The 19,996-nt window shown below is 61.7% G+C and carries 20 protein-coding genes; 11 read left to right on the forward strand and 9 right to left on the reverse strand.

Features of this window, described 5'->3' with window-relative positions; all coding sequences use genetic code 11:
- The first annotated feature begins 51 nt into the window (after positions 1 to 51).
- Positions 52 to 1,299, forward strand: a complete 1,248-nt coding sequence (locus NDI72_RS11245) for a tyrosine-type recombinase/integrase (protein WP_283800583.1) — start codon at positions 52 to 54, stop codon at positions 1,297 to 1,299.
- A gap of 335 nt (positions 1,300 to 1,634) precedes the next feature.
- Here NDI72_RS11245 and NDI72_RS11250 read toward each other — a convergent pair whose 3' ends face one another.
- From NDI72_RS11250 to NDI72_RS11260, 3 genes are all read right to left on the reverse strand, one after another.
- Complete coding sequence (locus NDI72_RS11250) at positions 1,635 to 2,546, reverse strand: Abi family protein (RefSeq protein WP_283800511.1); 912 nt, start codon at positions 2,544 to 2,546, stop codon at positions 1,635 to 1,637.
- Between the two features lie 227 nt (positions 2,547 to 2,773).
- Positions 2,774 to 4,078, reverse strand: coding sequence for an NAD(P)/FAD-dependent oxidoreductase (locus NDI72_RS11255; protein WP_283800512.1), 1,305 nt, complete (start codon positions 4,076 to 4,078; stop codon positions 2,774 to 2,776).
- A 159-nt stretch (positions 4,079 to 4,237) separates the two neighbouring features.
- Positions 4,238 to 4,819, reverse strand: a complete 582-nt coding sequence (locus tag NDI72_RS11260; protein ID WP_224873555.1) for a helix-turn-helix domain-containing protein — start codon at positions 4,817 to 4,819, stop codon at positions 4,238 to 4,240.
- A 192-nt stretch (positions 4,820 to 5,011) separates the two neighbouring features.
- Here NDI72_RS11260 and NDI72_RS11265 point away from each other — a divergent pair, with 192 nt between their 5' ends.
- The 4 genes from NDI72_RS11265 (at position 5,012) to NDI72_RS11280 (ending at position 9,402) form a co-directional block, all read left to right on the forward strand.
- Positions 5,012 to 5,794 (forward strand): ABC transporter substrate-binding protein, encoded by a 783-nt coding sequence (locus NDI72_RS11265; protein WP_113153348.1) that lies wholly within the window; start codon positions 5,012 to 5,014, stop codon positions 5,792 to 5,794.
- Positions 5,795 to 5,874: 80 nt separating this feature from the next.
- Complete coding sequence (locus NDI72_RS11270) at positions 5,875 to 6,528, forward strand: amino acid ABC transporter permease (protein ID WP_283800513.1); 654 nt, start codon at positions 5,875 to 5,877, stop codon at positions 6,526 to 6,528.
- Positions 6,525 to 7,259, forward strand: coding sequence for an amino acid ABC transporter ATP-binding protein (locus tag NDI72_RS11275; RefSeq protein ID WP_206994967.1), 735 nt, complete (start codon positions 6,525 to 6,527; stop codon positions 7,257 to 7,259). The genes NDI72_RS11270 and NDI72_RS11275 overlap by 4 nt, the downstream gene beginning before the upstream one ends.
- 127 nt (positions 7,260 to 7,386) lie before the next feature.
- Positions 7,387 to 9,402 (forward strand): DUF4139 domain-containing protein, encoded by a 2,016-nt coding sequence (locus NDI72_RS11280; protein WP_283800514.1) that lies wholly within the window; start codon positions 7,387 to 7,389, stop codon positions 9,400 to 9,402.
- 13 nt (positions 9,403 to 9,415) lie between these two features.
- Here the strand turns inward: NDI72_RS11280 and NDI72_RS11285 are convergent, their stop codons facing one another.
- Together NDI72_RS11285 and NDI72_RS11290 are read right to left on the reverse strand one after the other, a co-directional pair.
- A complete protein-coding gene (locus tag NDI72_RS11285) occupies positions 9,416 to 10,009 on the reverse strand; it encodes a hypothetical protein (protein ID WP_283800515.1) in 594 nt (197 codons plus the stop codon).
- Between the two features lie 25 nt (positions 10,010 to 10,034).
- Entirely contained in the window at positions 10,035 to 10,511 is a 477-nt protein-coding gene (locus NDI72_RS11290) for a MarR family winged helix-turn-helix transcriptional regulator (RefSeq protein ID WP_113153351.1), read from the reverse strand.
- A 222-nt stretch (positions 10,512 to 10,733) separates the two neighbouring features.
- Between NDI72_RS11290 and ectA the strand changes: the two genes are divergently transcribed.
- The 5 genes from ectA (at position 10,734) to NDI72_RS11315 (ending at position 15,649) form a co-directional block, all read left to right on the forward strand.
- Positions 10,734 to 11,336, forward strand: a complete 603-nt coding sequence (ectA, locus tag NDI72_RS11295; protein WP_113153352.1) for a diaminobutyrate acetyltransferase — start codon at positions 10,734 to 10,736, stop codon at positions 11,334 to 11,336.
- Positions 11,337 to 11,414: 78 nt separating this feature from the next.
- A complete protein-coding gene (gene ectB, locus NDI72_RS11300) occupies positions 11,415 to 12,704 on the forward strand; it encodes a diaminobutyrate--2-oxoglutarate transaminase (RefSeq protein ID WP_283800516.1) in 1,290 nt (429 codons plus the stop codon).
- 5 nt (positions 12,705 to 12,709) lie between these two features.
- Positions 12,710 to 13,102 carry an ectoine synthase gene (locus NDI72_RS11305; protein WP_113153354.1) on the forward strand — a complete coding sequence of 131 codons (393 nt, stop codon included), beginning with the start codon at positions 12,710 to 12,712 and terminating at the stop codon, positions 13,100 to 13,102.
- Between the two features lie 96 nt (positions 13,103 to 13,198).
- On the forward strand, positions 13,199 to 14,143 hold the full coding sequence (gene thpD / locus NDI72_RS11310) for an ectoine hydroxylase (RefSeq protein WP_283800517.1): 945 nt from the start codon (positions 13,199 to 13,201) through the stop codon (positions 14,141 to 14,143).
- Positions 14,144 to 14,164: 21 nt separating this feature from the next.
- Positions 14,165 to 15,649: an aspartate kinase gene (locus tag NDI72_RS11315; RefSeq protein WP_206546063.1), complete on the forward strand. Its 1,485-nt coding sequence runs from the start codon at positions 14,165 to 14,167 to the stop codon at positions 15,647 to 15,649.
- 47 nt (positions 15,650 to 15,696) lie between these two features.
- Here the strand turns inward: NDI72_RS11315 and NDI72_RS11320 are convergent, their stop codons facing one another.
- The 4 genes from NDI72_RS11320 to NDI72_RS11335 all read right to left on the reverse strand — a co-directional run bounded on the left by NDI72_RS11320 (position 15,697) and on the right by NDI72_RS11335 (position 18,804).
- Positions 15,697 to 15,990 carry a GNAT family N-acetyltransferase gene (locus tag NDI72_RS11320; RefSeq protein WP_113153356.1) on the reverse strand — a complete coding sequence of 98 codons (294 nt, stop codon included), beginning with the start codon at positions 15,988 to 15,990 and terminating at the stop codon, positions 15,697 to 15,699.
- Positions 15,987 to 16,619, reverse strand: coding sequence for an alpha/beta hydrolase (locus NDI72_RS11325; protein ID WP_283800518.1), 633 nt, complete (start codon positions 16,617 to 16,619; stop codon positions 15,987 to 15,989). The genes NDI72_RS11320 and NDI72_RS11325 overlap by 4 nt, the downstream gene beginning before the upstream one ends.
- Before the next feature lie 3 nt (positions 16,620 to 16,622).
- On the reverse strand, positions 16,623 to 17,555 hold the full coding sequence (locus NDI72_RS11330; protein WP_283800519.1) for a ring-cleaving dioxygenase: 933 nt from the start codon (positions 17,553 to 17,555) through the stop codon (positions 16,623 to 16,625).
- Positions 17,556 to 17,727: 172 nt separating this feature from the next.
- A complete protein-coding gene (locus NDI72_RS11335; protein ID WP_283800520.1) occupies positions 17,728 to 18,804 on the reverse strand; it encodes a PRC-barrel domain-containing protein in 1,077 nt (358 codons plus the stop codon).
- A gap of 226 nt (positions 18,805 to 19,030) precedes the next feature.
- Here NDI72_RS11335 and NDI72_RS11340 point away from each other — a divergent pair, with 226 nt between their 5' ends.
- Positions 19,031 to 19,957: a diacylglycerol/lipid kinase family protein gene (locus tag NDI72_RS11340; protein ID WP_206548450.1), complete on the forward strand. Its 927-nt coding sequence runs from the start codon at positions 19,031 to 19,033 to the stop codon at positions 19,955 to 19,957.
- The last annotated feature ends 39 nt before the right edge of the window (positions 19,958 to 19,996 follow it).

Genomic DNA, 19,996 nt, shown 5'->3' on the forward strand with positions numbered 1-19,996 from the left:
TTAGCAAAGCTGCAGAACTGTCCGAAAAAGTGGGACCACTTCAGGCTAATCATGTCCGTCCGCAAGCGCACATGGACCAACGGGAAGGGCGAAGAGAAAACCGCTTGGGTCGTTGACTATGTGGACACCAAGGGCAAGCGCCGGCTGAAGACCTTCAAGCTGAAGAAGGAGGCCGACCAGTTCGCGAGTACCGCCGCAGTTGAGGTGCGAGAGGGCGTGCATATTGCAGACAGCGACAGCGCCACGGTGAAGCAAGCCGGCGACCTCTGGATCAAAAGCGCATCACGCAGGGTCGAGCGCGGCACACTGGTGCAGTACCGGCAGCATCTTGATTTACATATCGTCCCCTTCATCGGAGAGACCCTGCTTTCCCGCCTGACCGTTCCGGCCGTACGCGATTTTGAGGACAGCTTGCTTGACGCAGGGCGCTCGCCCTCGATGGTGCGCAAGGTGCTCGTCAGTCTTGGATCGCTGCTCGCAGACGCGCAGGAGCGAGGATTGGTCATTCGCAATGCGGTTAGGGAAAAGAGCCGCGCGAGGCACAAAGGGCGCGACAGGCGTCACGAACGCCGTCAGCGGGGCAAGGTACAAGTGGGAAGAGACATTCCCACGAGAGAAGAGATCAAAGCCATCATTGGCGCGCTGCATGGGCGTTGGCGCCCTATGCTGCTGACCGCGATCTTTACCGGCCTTAGAGCTTCGGAGCTTCGCGGCCTGCGCTGGCAGGATGTCGATTTCGAACAGGGGGAAATTCAAGTTCACCAGCGGGCCGACAAGTTCAACAGCATCGGCAGGCCGAAGTCAGAAGCTGGCGAGCGAAGAGTGCCTATCCCGCCGCTGGTGGCGAACACACTCAGGGAATGGCGCTTGGCCTGCCCACGGCCCAAGACAACCCAGAGGGACCAAGACGGCAATGCCATCATGGAGGAAATCGCGCCGCATCAGCTGGTGTTCCCGAACGGCCAGGGGAAGGTCGAGGCGCTGTCCAACATTGTGAAGAGAGGGTTCCTGCCAGCACAGGTCGCAGCGGGTGTTTCGCTTCCGACTGAGGAAGTCGGCAAGGATGGGAAACCCATCATGAAAGGCAAGTACACCGGCCTGCATTCCCTCCGCCATTTCTATGCGTCCTGGTGCATCAACCGGAAAGAGGACGGCGGCTTGGGATTACCGCCGAAGATGGTTCAGGAACGCCTTGGCCATTCATCAATCACACTGACGATGGACACCTACGGGCACCTGTTCCCCCGAGCGGACGATGCAACGGAGTTGGCCTCTGCCGAAGCCAGCCTGCTCGGATAACCCCAGAATGAACGCAACACGGACGCAACATGAAGATCTCAAACCCTTTTAACAAAAGGCATAGAGGAAGCTTCATAATCTGAGGGTCACAGGTTCGAATCCTGTCGGGATCGCCAAAAAACCTCAAGACTGTACGCTACACAGATCTGCAACTTTATGTTGCGCTTTATTGCTTCTGACGATCATTGATTCCCGGGGAATCTCGTACAACTCAGCAATTCTATGCAACATGGAATGAAGATTTGCCTGATCGCAAATTAACGCCGGGTGTCAGATTTATAGTGCAGGTCACCACAGGGCGGGTTAGCACCGCGCGGCACTTCAGGCGCGATAGATCAATCGCATGCCGCCTTCCAGGCCGGCCTTTCCTCCCAATTGGATGGGACCCCCATTGCCGCCGGATCGGCGAGCGCGCAGGAATGCATAAGCTCTACGACCTGCTGCCGCCAATGATTGCCCGGCGCAACAATGCCCATCAGATACCCGAGAACGGCCAGCGTATTGTAGATACGCCCTGGCGCTGCCGAATTCATAGCGAGCTTCAGACTTGCCGGATAGCTAGGCATCTTCATTTTTACAGTGATTTGCTTATTCCAAAGACGCCCATGATGCGCGCAGATATTCCGGATGTACGTGAGGTGATGGGCGAGAGAGACAAGGATTTTTTCGTCGATGCCATAGGGCTTGGCAATAGCCTGCCGATCGGATCGATGCTTCAGGTTGCTGAGCCACATTGAGAGCTGCCCGAGGGAAATAACTTCGGCGGTCATCCAAACTGGCGGGTGCTCTGGATCATCGTACTTATTTTTGTAATGAAGGATAAATGTATCTTTTGATTTCTGGATTTCTTCTATGAGTCTGGTGAAAGACTGAGCATATCGATCAGCTCGATAATATAGGGTCGGATCAAGGTAGCCGTGCGCACCGTATTTCATCGCCAAGTGATGCGCCCAGCCCCCACGCAATGACACCTCGATGCGCTCAATAGCGTCCATAATTAGAAGCCGGAGACGCCGATCAAAAACATAGAGCTCCAGAACATCGTCGAAACAGACCCCGTCTTTAAACTTGTGCTCGCCATCCGCAGGAGCATCGACTTCGAAGGGTAGCCAATAAGCGCGAAGCCTGTAGTAGCTGATGTGGTAGAGGGACCTGGTTGCAAGTGCATGGTCGGCGACGGCCATGCCTCGTCCTTCAATGCGTGCAATCTGATCAGCGACGGAAAGCGGTGGTTTAGCAAACTTCATACCGTCTCATAGACGAATACTCGATCGCCAAAAAGAAAAAACCCGCCGGGGTGCGCATCGTTGAGAGGCGTGGCGGGTGTTGTTGGTGGGAGATATGACCCATTCGAATTAAGAAGGCAATAACGTGAGCGCTTAAAAAACGATCCAAAATGCCGCATTCGAAGGCAACCCATTGATATGGATTCAGATTTTTTTGCTGGCCGCTGCCAGCCCCCCCTTTTTCCCTTTTAGCGGCCCAGCCCGTCGCGCAGCCGCGCCCAGGCCACGGCCGCCGCGACCGCGTAGCGGCGCATGAAGTAAAACGGGATGGGCTTTACCTGCGTCACGGGGAAATCGAGCTCCGCCTCCGGCACGCCGCGCGCGGCATCCGCGATCACCTTGCCCAGCGCCGTTGCCATCGCCACACCGCGCCCATTGAAGCCGCAGGCCGCCCAGACATTGTCGTCCATGCGCAGAAGCTGCGGGTAATGGCTCACGGTCATGGCGACATAGCCACCCCAGTGATGCACCCAGCGCGCCTGCGCCAGCTGGGGGTAGAGCCTGACGCTCGCCTTGCGCAGCACCTCGAACTGATGCTCCGTTCCGCCCTGCGAATAGTCGCCGCGTCCGCCCATCACGAAGCAGTCGCCCGGACCTTTGCGGAAATAATGAAGGAGCCGCCGCGTGTCGGAAGCCGAATGCCCCTGCGGGAAGATCGAACCGGCGATTTCCGCCGGCAGCGGCTCTGTCGCCACCTGGATGGAGCGGATCGGCACCACCGTCCGGCCAATCGCGCCGGAAAACCCATCGGCATAGCCATTGGTGCAGACGAGAATTTTGCCGGCGCGCACCTGCCCCTTTGCGGTGTGAATGCGCACACCGCCGCCTTCATGCTCCCAGCGCTCCGCGCGGCTGTGACCGTGGATGCGTGCACCGGCACGCGCCGCAGCCTCTGCAAGACCAAGCGCATAATTCAGCGGATGCAGATTGCCGCCGCGCTGATCCAGCATACCGCCAAGATAGGCGTCGGTTCCAAGAAGTGCGGCGGTTTCCTCACGGTCGAGCATGCGCATGGCGGCATCGCGCCGCTGCCACTGGTCGAAGCGCTTGCGCACGGTGGTGCGGGCTGCCTCGCTGTGGATCGGCTGGATCCAGCCGGCGCGCGATGCACCGCAATCAATGCCCAGACGCTCGATCAGGTCGAAGACGAAATATCCTGCATTGCCAGACAGCCGCACCATGCGCCCGCCGAGTTCGGAACCGAAGCGCCGCTCGATCTCATCGGGGTCTTCCTTGAGGCCCGGAACAACCTGTCCGCCATTGCGGCCCGATGCGCCCCAACCGGGCGTCTTGGCCTCCAGAAGACAGACGCTTACCCCCGCCTCCGCCAGGTGGAGCGCTGCGGAAAGCCCGGCAAACCCGCCGCCGATCACAGCCACATCGCATTCCTGCTCGCCGACAAGCGCCGGATAGTCTTGCGACGGATTTGCCGTCGCATTCCAGAGCGAGCGTGAAATGAAACCCTGTTCGTTGGCGATCACGGCTTCGGTCATGAACTTCCCCTCCTCAACCTTTCCGCAGCATCTCGCGAAAACCGCCGCTGCATCATTAATGTGGATTACCCATGTGCATCCGGACGGACGCCTGGCGATCCAGAGCGTTTTTGCGCAATTCCGGACGGAAAACCGGTTTCCACTTTTCCTGGAATTGCTCTAGTAAACCGCTGGCGTGACGATCCAGAACGCTTCGGTTTCCTCCTGCCCCTCACACCAGAACCGGATCAATGCGCTTGCCGGAAAGGCGAAGCTGTCGCCCGGCTTCAGAAGCACGGTGCGGCCGTCAATCTCCAGTCCCAGCGTTCCGTTCAGCACCGTTCCGCATTTGGCGCCCGTCTCGTGGCAATAGGGCGTGTCCCCCGTCGAGCCGCCCGGCTGGATGATCAGCCGCATCATCTGGATGCCGGTGATGTCGTCCGGCGTCATCAATTCCTTGCGCATGCCCTTTGCGCCAAGATCGAGCACACGGCGCTGGTGCGCGCGCACGACATATCGCTCCTGCGGATTGCCACCCGGATCGAACAGCCAGCTGACGGGCATTTCGAGCGCATTGCAGATCGCGCTCAGGGAATGCACCGAGGGCATGGTGAGGCCGCGCTCGATCTGGCTGAGAAGACCGATGGAGACATCGGCGCGTCCGGCCACGACCTGCAGGGAGAGACCACGCACCTTGCGCCTTTGCCGCAAACGAGCGCCGATCGCATCGCTGCTCCATTCGGTCGTTTCCGCTCCGCCCACGGGCTTCTCCCCTCTTTGCTTATCGTCTGAAACTCTCGACTGAGCCGCCGCGCGATCTCCGACTTTATCGATCATGCCGTTGACAAGCCTCCGTTTCTTCAAGCATCATGAAATAATGATCCAAAAATTTCAATCCGAGAGTAAAAAAATAACGACTGCCCTCGGATTGGCGCTTCAGGAGAGGAGAGTAGCATGAGCTTGAATGGCTTTTTCACCAACCGTCGCGGCCTTATCGGTCTGGGCGCGGCCGCCCTTATCGCGGCATCGGCAGCATGGGCGCCGGCCAGCGCAGAAACCCCGACCTACAAGGTGGGCTCGACCCCGACGGGCGTTCCCTTCACCTTTCTCGACGTGAAATCCAACAAGATCTCGGGCGTGATGGTCGACATCATCACCGCCATCGGTGAGGAGGAAGGTTTCACGCCGGATGTGAAGGCAACCCAGTGGTCGGCGCTGATCCCGTCGCTGACCAGCGACAAGATCGACATCATCGCCGCCGCGATGTACGCGACCGAGGAACGCGCCAAGGTCGTCGATTTCACCGACACGGTCTATTCCTACGGCGAGGGCCTGTTCGTCTCCAAGGATGACGAAACCGAATACAAGACCCCGCAGGATCTTGAAGGAAAAACGGTCGGCGTGCAGGTCGGCACCGCCTATATCGAGCCGATGAAGGCGCTGGGCGTTTTCAAGGAAGTGAAGATTTACGACAGCATCCCCGACATCATGCGCGACGTGCAGCTCGGCCGCATCGATGCGGGCTTCGGCGACCGGCCCATCGTCGCCTACCAGCTCTCGCAGGGGGCTGCGAATGTGCGGCTGGTGAAGAGCTACGACTCCACCATCACCGGCGATGTGGCGATGTCGGTGAAACCGGGCAATGACGAACTGCGCGCCTCGCTCAATGAGGGGCTCAAGAAGATCAAGGCTTCGGGCAAGCTCGACGAGATCCTCACCAAATGGGGCCTGAACTGATTTCAGGGCAATTGATCTGAACGGCGCGGGAGCCCGTCTCCCGCGCCATCCGTTTCTTCGAACATTACGCAGGAAATACCATGTCCGAGGCTCTCTCACGTGCCGCTGACTATCTGCCAGTCCTGATGGAAGGTGTCTGGGTCACCATTGCGGTCACCGTTCTGTCCCTGCTCGTCAGCACGGTTCTGGGGCTCTTCTGGGCCATTCTGGGCTGGACCAAGGTGCGCGCATTCCAGATGATCAGCCGGACCTTCATCACGGTCATTCGCGGCATTCCGATCATCGTCCAGCTTTTCTACATCTATTTCGTGATGCCCGATATCGGCATCAACCTGACGGCCTTTCAGGCCGGCGTGATCGGCATGGGCATCGCCTATTCCGCCTATCAGGCAGAGAATTTCCGGGCCGGCATCGAAGCCATCGACCGGGGGCAGATCGAGGCCGCCCAGTCCATCGGCATGAGCGACAATCTGATCATGCGCCGCGTGATCCTTCCGCAGGCCTTCCGCATCGCCCTGCCGCCCTATGGCAACACGATGATCATGATGCTGAAGGACAGCTCGCTGGTGTCGACGATCACCGTGGCCGAACTGACCCGCCAGGGCCAGCTCATCGCCTCGTCCACCTTCGACAACATGACTGTCTTTACGCTGGTTGCGCTCATATATCTGGTGATGGCGCTGCCCCTCACCTACCTCGCCCGCCAGCTTGAGAAGAGGTACAAAAACGCATGATTGAGGTCAGGGACATCCACAAGAGCTACGGCCCGGTCGAGGTCATCCGCGGCATCAGCTTCGATGTCGAGCCGGGTGAAGTCGTCTGCATCATCGGTCCGTCGGGTTCTGGCAAATCCACCATCCTGCGCTGCCTCAACGGGCTGGAGACCTATCAGAAAGGCGACATCCGGATCGACGGGCAACGCGTCGACCCGGAGGACAAATCCATCAAGGCGATCCGCCAGCGGGTCTCCATGGTGTTTCAGCGCTTCAATCTCTTCCCCCACCGCACGGCCATCGAGAACGTGATGGAAGGGCCGGTCTACGTGAAGGGCATGTCCCGCGCGGAAGCCCGGGAGATGGCCGCCGGCTATCTGAAGAAGGTCGGCCTCGAAGACAAGATGGAGAGCTATCCCGGCAATCTTTCGGGCGGACAGCAGCAGCGTGTAGCCATTGCCCGGGCGCTCGCCATGCAGCCCGAGGCGATCCTGTTCGATGAACCGACATCGGCGCTCGACCCCGAACTGGTGGGCGACGTGCTCAGCGTGATGCGCCAGGTGGCCGAGGAAGGCATGACGATGGTTGTCGTCACCCATGAGATGGGCTTCGCCCGCGAGGTGGCGGACCGGGTGCTGTTCCTTGAGGGCGGCGTAATCGTCGAACAGGGCTCTGCGGAAGAGGTGCTGCGCAATCCGCAGGAGCCGCGCACCCAGAGCTTCCTCAAGCGGGTGCTCAATCCGCTGATCTGACGACAGCTATCCTGAGCGGATGGGAGACATTTTTCCCATCCGCGCCACGATCCGATCCATTTGCGTTGCTATCGAGATCTCGTTTTGAGACCTTCCCTGACAAAATCAGGCAGCGTGGAGACGGACCGTGACATCGAAGAAATCCCAGAATGTGACCCGCGAGATCGCACGCGCCGCCCTGTTCGGCGCGTGTTTCGCCTTTGCATCAGCCGCTCAGCCGGCCTTTGCCCAGGTGGCCGACAGCGGGCGAATCGAAGCGATCACGCTCTCCTCCGGCGGTCTGGCCGAAATCCGGCGCACGGCCCGGATTGATGGCAACGGCACGCTGCGCATCGAAATCCCGCTCGACCAGGTGGACGATTTTCTGAAAAGCCTCGTGGTCCGTGACCCGTCGGGCACAATCGATGCGGTGACGCTGGACGGTCTCTCCCCCGTCGAGGAAACATTCCGTCGCCTCCCCTTCAGCGCCAGCGAAATGGGCTCCGTGCCGGCGCTGGCAGCCGCGCTTCAGGGCGTTGCCGTGCGCGCCACATCCGGCGGGCGCACGGTGGAAGGCATGATCCTGGGCGTCGACACGCAACAGGCCGGCAGCGAAGCAGCACCACGCACCGAGCGCGTTCTCTCTGTCATGACGGAAGCCGGCACGGTGGAGATGCTGAAGCTTGGCGCCGACACCGAGCTCGACATTCGCGACGAGGCCATGCGCGAGAAGCTGCGCCAGGCCGCAAAGGTGAGCGGGCGCGGGCGCACCGACACGATCCGCTCCGTGGCAATTGATCTTACGGGAACCGGCGCGCGCGACATCACGCTTTCCTATGTGGTGCCCGCACCGGTCTGGAAATCCGCCTATCGGCTTGTTTCAGGCGAAGGTGAAAAGGCGCGCCTGCAGGCCTGGGCGGTGATCGAAAACGCCACTGGCGAAGACTGGAGAGGCATCGGCCTGACGCTCTCGTCCGGCGCTCCCGTGACGCTCGCACAGCGCCTGCACCAGCGTTACTGGAACGAGCGACCGGAGATCCCCGTCGCCGTGGGCAACGCCGCGCCACCCCGCCCGGACGAGGCCAGCGCCATCGAAATGTCCGAGATGGACGTGATGCCGCTGCGCAAGCGCGCCTTTGGCGCAGCACCCGCGCCTGCCATGATGGCCGACATGGCAATGCCCATGCCCTCGGAGCCGACCGACCGAAGCCTGCCGCGCGAGGGCGAAACCAGCGCCACCTATCGCCTGCCGAACGCCATTGACCTTGCCGCAGGAAAAAGCCTCTCCGTGCCCTTCGTGGATGCGGAAATCCGCGCCGAGCGCGTCTCGCTCTTCCAACCGGAGAGCCGCAGAATCCACCCCGTTGCGGCGGTCTTCCTGAGCAATGATACGGAAGCGAGCCTGCCGCCCGGCATCGTCACCGTCTACGACACGGCGAGCGGCTATGTGGGCGATGCGCAGCTCACGGGCATTCCTGCCGGTGAAAGCCGCATGGCGAGCTTTGCCAGCGACCGCAAGGTCGAGATCGCAACGGAGACCAATCCGGACGAACGCGTGAGCGAGGTCTCCATCGTCGATGGCACGCTGCACACGACCACCGTATCGCGGATCACCACCAGCTATGCGATCAAGGGCGCACCGGACGCGCCGCGCACGATCCTGATCGAGCATCCGCGCCGCGACGGCTGGAAGATGGCCTCGACCGCCCTCGACAGCGCCACGCCGTCGCATTATCGCCTGCGCGCCAAGGTGGACGCCGGCGGCAAGGCCAGCGTGAAAGCCGTGATGGAACGCAGCCATACGGAGAGCTTTGCCCTGTTCGACGCCAGCGCGGACGCCGTCTATGTCTGGGCGGGAACGGCAGCCGACACGACGACGACAGAGCGGCTCAGGACGCTTGCAGCCATGAAGCGTGAGGCCGCAACGGCGGAGCGCAAGGTGGAGAGCATCCAGCGCGAGCTGGAGCGCACGACCGGCGATCAGGCCCGCATCCGCGACAATCTCGGCTCGGTTCCCGGCGAAAGCGCGCTCGGCCAGCGCTACATGCGCATGCTGGAAGAGCAGGAAAACCGCATCGCCGGACTTTCCGACAGGAGAAGCGACGCGGAAGCAGAACTCCAGCGCCTTGAAAAAGACATGCGGGATTTCATCGCCAAGCTTTGATTGGGCGGCTGAATTATACGTCTTCCACGGAGCCGGCTCCAAACGCCACGCCGGCTCCAACGGGAACCAGAAGATTGCTCTCACCATTGCGATCAACAAGACGCGCAATCAGGAAGCGACGCAATCCGAAAAGCGCCATGACCGGCAGTGCTATCGTCGTGAGCGGCCCGCCATCCACCACGAAGAATGACCAGACTATCGCCAGCGCAGACGCAAACAAAAGCGCGAACGAGTAGGGTCGAAGGCCTTTTGACACCCCGTCGACACCAATGAAGCCCGCACGTGTGAACGTCAGCACAAACCCGGTCAAAAAGACCGTGATCAAGACGCCACGATACGCAACTTCCAGAATAGCGTCACTCCAGACCGGCAGCCCGATCTCGTAAAGACCGATAATGAGCGGCGTGATTATGAGAAGGTGGATATTGATGCCGAGGAGAACAGGGTGAAAGCGAAGACGACAGGCGCGAAACCCGATAAGTACACAGGCAGCTAGCGCCACGCCGATCCAACCGGTCAGTTCCTGATCGAAACCGCTACGCCAGAGCGTAATGAAAATGAGAGACGGCAGACTTTCGAGGATGTCCGACACCCATTCGCGCTGCATTGAACCTCCAGTCATGTCACTTCCTCTATTTGCGATCCACCGCCCCGACATCCAGCAGCGGCGCGGCGTCCAGCGCGCCAGCGTTGAGCATTGCGCCGACGCGTTCCAGCGCGGCGACGATCATGCCCTGCTCCCAGTCAGGCAGGGCCTGAAACTGCTCGGAAAAAGTCTTCTGGAGCGGGTCGGGCGCGGCTGAAAGAAGAGCCTTGCCCTCCTCCGTCGGCGCCACCCATACGACCCGCTTGTCGCGCTCGCTGCGCGTGCGCGTCACCAGCTTGCGGGCCTCCAGCTTGTCCACCAGCGATGTGGCGGTGGCCTGCCCGACACCGGCCTTGCCGGCAATGTCCTTGGGCGTGGCGCGACCGGCGGCCACGACGATTTCAAGAACGATGAGCTGCGGCGTGGTCAGCCCGGTGGCGCGCGCCAGCGTGCGCGCGTTCAGCTCGGTTGCGCGCAGGATGCGCCGCAGCGCGATCAGGCTTGTTTCCGTACGATCTTCCATGCCGCCATTCCCCAAAAAACGCGGTGGCCACTCGGCGATTCTCTGTCGCCCTCCCCATCGGCACATGGATAGCAGAGAAAATATAATTTGATTAGCGAATAAAACTTCGCCGAAAATTCCCATGCAATTCAATTATTTGCGGATCACACGGAACCATTTTTGATTCCGACGGTTGAAATATCCTTCGATAGTCATAATATCCGGCGCGCTATGAGGAGACCAATGGCCATCACTGACATCAAGCTTGTACGCAAGCGATCGCCCGAAATTGTCTATCGTCCGCCTGCCAAGGAAGACGGCGCGGATGTGTGGCGGCTCATCCAGTCCTGCGAGCCGCTCGACGAGAATTCCCTCTACTGCAACCTTTTGCAGTGCGACCATTTCGGCGACACATGCATCGCCGCCGAAAGAACCAGCGACGGAGCGCTGGTTGGCTGGGTATCCGGCTATCTGCTGCCTGACGAAGACAACACTCTGTTCGTCTGGCAGGTCGCCGTGGACCAGAGCGTCCAGGGTCAGGGCGTCGGCAAGAAGCTGCTCGCCGCGCTGCTCCAGCGCGATGCCTGCGAGAATGTGCGGGCGCTGAAAACCACGATCACCTCCGACAACAAGGCGAGCTGGGGACTTTTCAACTCGCTTGCGCGTTCCCGGGGCGGCGAACTCAGCCACGAGCCCTACTTCCGCAAGGATGCGCACTTCGACGGCAAACACGCCACCGAACATATGGTGACGATTGCATTCGCGGACGACGCGTCTGCGGGCATGCGCGGAAACTGGGTTTCCCTGCGCAACGCCGACGAGGCTCGGAGCGACGATGCCGCCTGATGGCGGCATCACAATCTGCCTCCCCCGATTCGCCCCTTGCTAATTCGCACGACCGAACAAAAATCCGAAGGAAAACAGATGACGACCGTTACGACGGACGACAAGCAGATTTTCACGCGACGCGAATCCGAAGCGCGCAGCTATTGCCGCAGCTTCCCCAGCGTGTTCGCCAAGGCCCAGGGCGCGACCCTGACCGACGCCGAAGGGCGCGACTATATCGATTTTCTGGCCGGCTGTTCGACCCTGAACTACGGCCACAACGACCCGGACATGAAGGCCGCGCTGATCGAGCATATCGAGCGCGACGGCGTGACCCACGGGCTCGACATGCACACCGACGCCAAGGCCGACTTCCTGAAGGCCTTCGAGCGCATCATCCTGCGTCCGCGCGACATGGACCACCGCGTCATGTTCACCGGCCCGACCGGCGCGAACGCCATTGAGGCGGCGCTGAAGATCGCCCGCAAGGCGACCGGCCGCCAGAACGTGATCTCTTTCACCAACGGCTTCCATGGCGTCACGCTCGGCGCGCTGGCAGCAACCGGCAATGGCTACCATCGCGGTGGTGCCGGCGTGCCGCTGAACCACGTCACGCGCATCCCCTATGACGGCGCGATGGGCGGCGACATCGACACGGCGGATCTTCTGAACCGCATGCTCTCGGAGCCCTCCAGCGGCGTCGACAAGCCGGCGGCCATCATGTTCGAGACCGTGCAGGGCGAAGGCGGGCTGAACGCCGCGTCGCGCGAATGGGTGCGTCGCGTCAGCGAGATCGCCAGGGCGCATGGCGCGCTGCTCATCATCGATGACATTCAGGCGGGCTGCGGCCGCACCGGCCACTTCTTCTCCTTCGAGGAGATGGGCATCTCGCCGGACATCGTCACCATGGCGAAGTCGCTGTCGGGTTATGGCCTGCCCTTCGCAGCGCTGCTCGTGAAGCCGAAATACGACGTGTTCGGCCCGGCCGAGCACAACGGCACGTTCCGCGGCAACAACCACGCTTTCGTCACCGCGCGCGTTGCGCTGGAGAAGTTCTGGGCAGACGACGCGTTCCGCGCCACCATCGCCGAGCGCAGCGCCTATCTGGAAAAGCGCCTCAACGAGATCGCAGCGCTCCTGCCGGAGGCCCGTGTGAAGGGCCGCGGCATGATGATGGGCGTCGATGCGGGCTCGGGCGAAACGGCAAGCGACATCTGCAAGCGCTGTTTCCGTGACGGCCTCATCATCGAGACCTCCGGCGCCTATGACGAGGTCGTGAAGATCCTCTGCCCGCTCACCATCGAGCAGGACACATTTGCGCGCGGACTGGACATCCTCCAGTCTGCCGTCGCTGAGACAACTCAGAATACGAAAATTGCAGCGGAGTAACGAACATGATCGTGCGCGACCTTAACGAAGCGAAGAACACCGAACGTCACGTCCATTCGGAAGGCTGGGACAGTGTCCGCCTTCTCCTGAAGTCGGATGAGATGGGTTTCTCCTTCCACATCACGACCATCCATGCCGGCGCTGACCTGACCATGCATTACAAGAACCATCTTGAGTGCGTCTATTGCGTCGACGGCACCGGCTCGATCAAGGATCTGGCCACCGGCGAAACGCACCAGATCAAGCCCGGCGTCATGTATGCGCTCGACAAGCACGACAAGCACATTCTGCGCGCCGACGCCGACAAGCCGATGATCATGGCCTGCGTCTTCAACCCGCCGGTCACCGGCAATGAAGTGCACCAGGCTGACGGCTCTTACGCGCTGGAGGACGCCTGATCCAATACGGACGAAGCGCCGCGCCCGCTCATGAGGCGCGGCGCTTCGGAAGCTGCATCCGCCGGCGAAAACCCTGAAAACAGAAGGAGACCGACCATGACAGCGATGTCAAAGGAACGTGACCCGAAGGGCGAGCGACGACAGGATCCCTATCCAAGCAGGCTGCCGAAAGAGCATTGGCTGCCGCGCCAGGACAGAACCGTGTGGAGCCAGTGGCGACCCGACGCGCCGCTCACCGCACAGCAGGCCGACCAGTTCGACCGTGACGGCTTTCTTGTTCTGAAGGACCTCTTCACGCCGCAGGAAGTGGAGGCGCTGAAAGCCGAATCCGCAGCCCTGCGCGGTGGCGAGCGCGCGCTGATGGATGACAGCGTCATTACCGAACCCGGCTCCAGCGAAGTGCGCACCATCTTCAAGCTTCCGGAGCAGAGCCCTCTTTTTCACCGTCTCGCCAGCGACCGCCGCATTGCCGGCATCGCGCGCTTTCTTCTCGGTGACGAGGTCTACATTCACCAGTCGCGCCTGAACTACAAACCGGGTTTCACCGGCAAGGAATTCTACTGGCATTCGGATTTCGAGACCTGGCATGCGGAAGACGGCATGCCGCGCATGCGCGCCGTGTCCGCCTCGCTTCTCCTGACCGACAACGACGCCCTCAACGGCCCGCTCATGCTGATGCCGGGCTCGCACAAACATTTCATCGCCTGCGCCGGCGAGACGCCGAAAGACAACCACAAATCCTCGCTGAAAAAGCAGGAAGTGGGCGTCCCTTCGCATGAGGCGCTGACCAGCCTCGCCAAAGAGCATGGCGTAACCGCAGCCACCGGCAAGGCCGGCACGCTGGTTCTGTTCGATTGCAACACGATGCATGGCTCCAACGGCAACATCACGCCGTTTGCCCGCTCCAACGCGTTCTTCGTGTTCAACGCCATGTCGAACCGGCTGCAACGGCCCTTCGGAGCCGGCAAGGCGCGACCAGACTTCCTCGCCGACCGTGGCGAACCCAACCCCGTGGCCATTCAGACCGGGAAACTGGCGTAAGCCAAAGAAACATTGGACATCATGACTGACCGACAAAACGAGGGTGCGGCCGATAACGGCCGTACCAACCAGCAACCGCTTGGCGACCACACCGTAGAGAAGATCGGCGGCACCTCCATGAGCCGTGCCCGCGAACTGCTCGACACGATCCTTATCGGCAAACGCCGCGAGGACGCGCTCTACAACCGCGTGTTCGTGGTGTCCGCCTTCGGCGGCATCACCGACAAGCTGCTGGAGCACAAGAAGTCGGGCGAGCCCGGCGTCTACGCGCTGTTCTCCCATGCCGACAATGAACATGGCTGGATGGAGGCGCTGAGCGCGGTGAGCCGCGCCATGTACGCCATCAACGAGAAGATGTTCGACGAGGCCGCCGACCGCCACGCATCCGACGACTTCGTGCGCGAGCGCATCGAAGGCGCACGCGGCTGCCTGATCGACCTGCAGCGTCTCTGCTCCTACGGGCACTTCCAGCTCGGCGAGCACATGCAGACGATCCGCGAGCTTCTGTCCGCCCTCGGCGAGGCGCACTCGGCCAACAATCTGGCCCTGCTTCTGCGCCGCGAGGGCGTCAATGCGCGCTTCATCGACCTGACCGGCTGGCGTGACGAAACGCAGCCAAGCCTCAATGAGCGCATCGAGCAGGCTTTCGACGAAATCGACCTGACGCGCGAACTGCCCATCGTCACCGGCTACGCCCAGTGCCGCGAGGGCCTGATGCGCGAGTTCGACCGGGGCTATTCGGAAGTGACATTCGCCACAATCGCCGCGCTGACCAGCGCGCGTGAGGCGATCATTCACAAGGAATTCCACCTTTCGAGCGCCGACCCGCGCCTTGTCGGCACGGAGAATGTGCGCAAAATCGGCCGCACCAATTATGACGTCGCCGACCAGCTCTCCAATATGGGCATGGAAGCGATCCACCCGAAGGCCGCGAAGAAGCTGCGCCAGGCCGGCGTACCACTGCGCGTCGCCAACGCCTTCGAGCCGGAGGATCCCGGCACGCTGATCGACGCGGAACCGGCCACCGCCGCCGGCGTCGAGATGGTCACCGGCCTGCCCGTCACCTCGCTCGAACTGTTCGAGCAGGACATGGTGGGCGTGAAGGGCTACGACGCGGCGATCCTCGAATCGCTGACGCGCCACAAGGTGCGCATCGTGTCGAAAAGCTCGAACGCCAATTCCATCGTGCACCATCTGGAAGCGACGCTGAAATCGGTTCGTCGCGTCGAGCGCGATCTTGCAGAGCGTTATCCGGCCGCCCGCATCACGGCGCGCCGCGCTGGCATGGTGTCCGTGATCGGCCGCGACCTGACCGGGCTTGGCGTTATGCTGGAGGGCCTCAAGGCGCTGGATGAAACGGGCGTCGAACCACTCGCCTCGCAGGAGACGGGACGCGGTGTGGATGTGCAGTTCCTCGTGCGCAGTGAAGACCTGGAAAAAGCCGTCAAGACGCTGCACCGGGCCTTCATCGAAGAGGGGGAGGAGACGTTGAAGGCAGCGGCCTGAGCGTCGCTTCCTTCAACGTCACCCAAGCACGCCTCACCCATCCCGCCCTACCGGGCCAGAACGTCGCTCCATTCGGGATGCCGGCGAAACTGGGCCGCTGCGAAGGGGCAGAGCGGTCTCACCTTCACGCCATTGCGGCGCGCGTCCTCAACGGCGCGCGTCACCAGCGCGAGCCCCACACCCTGCCCGCGAAAAGCGTCGGGAACGCCGGTGTGATCGATGATGATCTGGCTCGTTCCGACCTTCGAAAAGGTCATCTCGGCCTCATGGCCTTCCGCACGATAGACATAGCGTCCCTTGCTGCCTTCTTCCTCCAGCATGATCGGCCCGATGTCGCTCATGCCTCATCCTTTCCACGCGCGAGGAACAGCGCAAGAAACCGACCTGCCGCCGTGACTTCGCCGGGCCGCAACTCGTGCCCGCCCGTGTGCCATTCGATCTGCGTGTCAGCGCCAGCCGCCTCCAGATAGCTCAACAGGCGCGCCGTAAGCTTTTCCGGGCAGATGGGATCATGCCGCCCGGCGGTAACGAGAAAACGCGTCATCACCGCGCCCTCGCCCCAGTCGGGCTCGAAGGGGATGAGCGGATGCATGAGTACCGCCGCATCGAAAAGCTGCGGTGCAGCGAAAGCGACCGACGCCAGAATGTTTGCGCCATTGGAATAACCGAGCCCCAGAACGGCGCTCGGCTTTTCGCGCTCCACATGGGCCGCCACGAAATCCCGCATGCGTCCGGTGGCGCGGGCGAGGTCGTCCATGTCGTAGACGCCCTCGCCGGTGCGGCGAAAGAAGCGCGCCGCGCCCTGTTCGTTCACATCGCCACGCGGCGACACCAGACCGGCGCCGGGCGCCAGCTCCGCACCCAGCTGCAGGAGCTGACGCTCGTCGCCGCCTGTTCCATGAAACAGGAACAGGAGCGGCTTGCCCGGCCCCACAGAGGCCAGGTGATGCACATAATTGTCGACTGCCATCGATCAGCCTCCGATTTCCGGCAATGCCTTTTCGAGCTGTGCGCGCAGATGCGCATGCTGTTTTGGCAGCTTCAGCGCTTCGCCCAGATGCGCCATGTCCTCGTCATTGTCGAAGCCCGGCACATTGGTCGCGATCTCAAACAGGACGCCGCCCGGCGCACGGAAATAGATCGAATGAAAATAGTCGCGGTCGATCACCGGCGTGACCCGGAAGCCCTCGGCCTCCAGCGCCGCGCGCACGGCCAGCTCGGCCGGATCGTCTGCGACGGCAAAGGCGATGTGATGCACGGAGCCCGCGCCCTGTCGCGCCACCGGCGCATCGGGGCTGGTTTCCAGATCGATTAGATCCGCACCATTGCCGCCCTCGCGCTTCATGCGCAGGATGCCGCCATCTTCGGCAACCGGCGTGTAGCCCATCAGCGACAGAAGCGCCTTCGAGCCGCCGTTATCGCGCAGGACGAGCGATGCCGAGTGAAAACCGCGGATCGCGACATCCGCGTCAATGCCCGCACCGTCCCATGGCGCGCGCGCATCATCCTTCGTCTCCACCAGGGCGAAGCCATCGCCATCGATGCCGTCGAAGCGCAGGCGCGTTTCGCCGAAGCGGGTTTCGCGCGCAACGCCGGTGACATTGTGCTCATCGAAACGTTTCGTCCAGTAATCGAGACTGCCCTCGGGCACGGCGTAGACGGTTGTTCCCACCTCGCCAGCGCCGCGGCTGCCCGCCACGATGTTGGGGAACGGGAAATAGGTCATCACGGTGCCCGGCGCACCAACGCCATTGGCGTAATAGAGATGATAGACATCCGGCGCGTCGAAATTGACCGTCTTCTTGACGCGGCGCAGGCCGAGCGTTCCGGTGATGAAGCGGTCGGTTTCTTGCGCATCCCGCGCCATGGATGTGATGTGGTGAATGCCTTCGACCTGGGTAAGCATGACAAATCCCTTTTTGAGTTTGCCGCAACGTCTCCACGGCTGAGTGTAGCACCAAGATGGCGATGCGTGAGCGTCCATGAAAGCGATGACGGGAAGACGCATTGTCAACGCTGCATAAACAAAGAGCCCCGCGCTTGGCGCGGGGCTCCTTCATCGATGCGGTACGCGCAGATTACTGAACCTGCATCCGCATATCGTCACGCTGCTCGCCATAGACCGCCTCGTCATAGGCCGGCTGCTGCTCGAGCTCTTCCTGCGTGAACTCGGTGTAGAGATAGAACGAGCCGCTGCCGTCGGTCATGAAGGCGAGATTGTCCATGCCAATGGCAACCTCTTTCTCGCCAATGCCCAGGAAGCCGCCGACATCGACGATGATGGCGTCGACCTGACCATCCTGCGTGACGATCACGTCACCGATCTCGCCAATGTTCTCCTCATTCGCGCCGTAGACCGTGGTGCCGGTCAGCTGCTCGGTGCTGATCTGGTCGGTCGGCATCTCGTCAAGGCTCGAACGGTCGATGGCCGAGGTCATCGTGTCGTCGGTCATCGGCGCTTCAGCGTCCGGAGCCTGTGCGGTCTCGTCCATACCGGCGGCCGGGGCTTCCGTGCCTGCCATCTGGTCGTCAGAGCCGGAAGCATCCGGCGCGGGGGCAGCCGCCATGCCGTCGCCGCTCGCCGCATCGCCCATAGCGTCTGTAGTCGTGTCGGACGCCGGAGCCATGGCGGTCTCGCCAGCGCCTTCCTCGCTCTCGACCGGCGCATTGGCCAGATCATCCTTGGAGGCAGGCTTGGTAATCGACACATCGGCGTCTGCCGGCATCGGACGATAGGCCGAACGGTCAAACTCTTCCTGCGCCTTCAGAGCGTCGGCGCTGGTTTCGATCACCAGCCAGCGGTCGCCATCCTGCTCGGCCCACTCGGCCATCTCATATTCGAGCGCAACTTCCTTCTGGCCAATGCCCAGGAAGCCGCCAACGCCGACAACCAGCGTGGTGACGTCGCCATTCTCATCGAGAACCAGATCGGTCACCTTGCCGATGTTCTCGGCATCTTCGCCGGCGCCGTTATAGACCGACTTGCCGATCAGATCGGTGGCCAGATGGCCATCGGCGCGCACCACCATTTCAGTGGGCTGCTCGGTGGGGGCCGCAGCCGGTGCGCCGGTTGCGGGGGCCGTGGATGTCTGAGCGACCGCACCGGTCGCGACAAGCGTTGCAATTGCAGTGGTCGCCAAAAGGTTGCGGAACATGATAAGCTCTCCGTGTGCAGTGTTTCTGTACAGGCCGCGCTCCGAACCGAACTTGCCAGGGAGGATCGGTGCGTGGCCGTTTGCACCCTTAAAACGCACCGCCCTCATTCTTGTTCCGCGTTTTTCCGAACGCATTGCCAAACTTTGCCCGGGAACCTTTCGACCAGCCGCTCCTTAACGGTCGAGCACAACACAATCGCGCAGCAAAACCTCAGGGAACCCTCCAATGCATGTTCTGGCTGTCCTAAACTGCAATGGGGGAACCCTGCGCAGCCTTGATACCGAAGCGCTGGCGCGCGAGATGAAGGGCATCTTCGAGGCGGCTGGCCATACCATGGACATCAGCCTTTGCAGGGGCGACGAACTCGTCGCAACCATGGAAGATGCCGCGCGCGACGAGACGGCGGACATCATTCTGGCCGGCGGCGGTGATGGCACCATCTCGCTGGCGGCGGGCCTGCTTGCCCATTCCGACAAGGCGCTCGCCATTCTTCCCGCAGGCACGATGAACCTCTTTGCGCGCAGCCTCGCCATACCGCAGGATCTGCGCATGGCGATGGAAGCGCTCGCCCATGGCGACATCAAAAATGTCGACATTGCCGATGCCGACGGACACTATTTCGTGCATCAACTTTCCATCGGCATGCATCCGAAACTGATCCGGCTGCGCGAACGGATGACCTTTCGCTCGCGGATCGGCAAGATATTTGCCTCGGTGCGCGCCGCGATGGCGACGATGATCCGGCCGCCCAAACTGGACGTGGAGCTGGAGCTCTCGGAAACGAAAGTCCGCACCACCACGTCAAACCTGGCGATCACCAACAATCTCTATGCAGAAGGCCAGCGCCTTCCCTTCACCGACCAGCCCGATGGCGGGCAGCTGGGCGTCTACATCACCCATGCCCGCACCCGCAGCGAACTGATCCTCTGGCTTCTGAACATGGGGATCGGTCGCTGGCGGCAGAACGAACAGATGGAAATTCACGAGGCGACGGAAGTGACCGTGCGCATCTGCTCGCGAAGGCGACGCTTCAAATGCGCCATCGATGGCGAGTTGCGGCCTTTGCAGCGCGAGACCCGCATCAGGCTGCATCCGGGCGCGCTCCGCGTGGTGATGCCCCGGCCGGCCGACCAGAGCCTTTGGCCCTTCTAGGCGCAATTCCAGAAACACGCAGGCGCAGAACGACAAAAG

The sequence above is a fragment of the Nitratireductor sp. GZWM139 genome (genome assembly GCF_030068685.1).
GTDB classification, from domain to species: Bacteria; Pseudomonadota; Alphaproteobacteria; order Rhizobiales; family Rhizobiaceae; genus Nitratireductor; species Nitratireductor aquimarinus.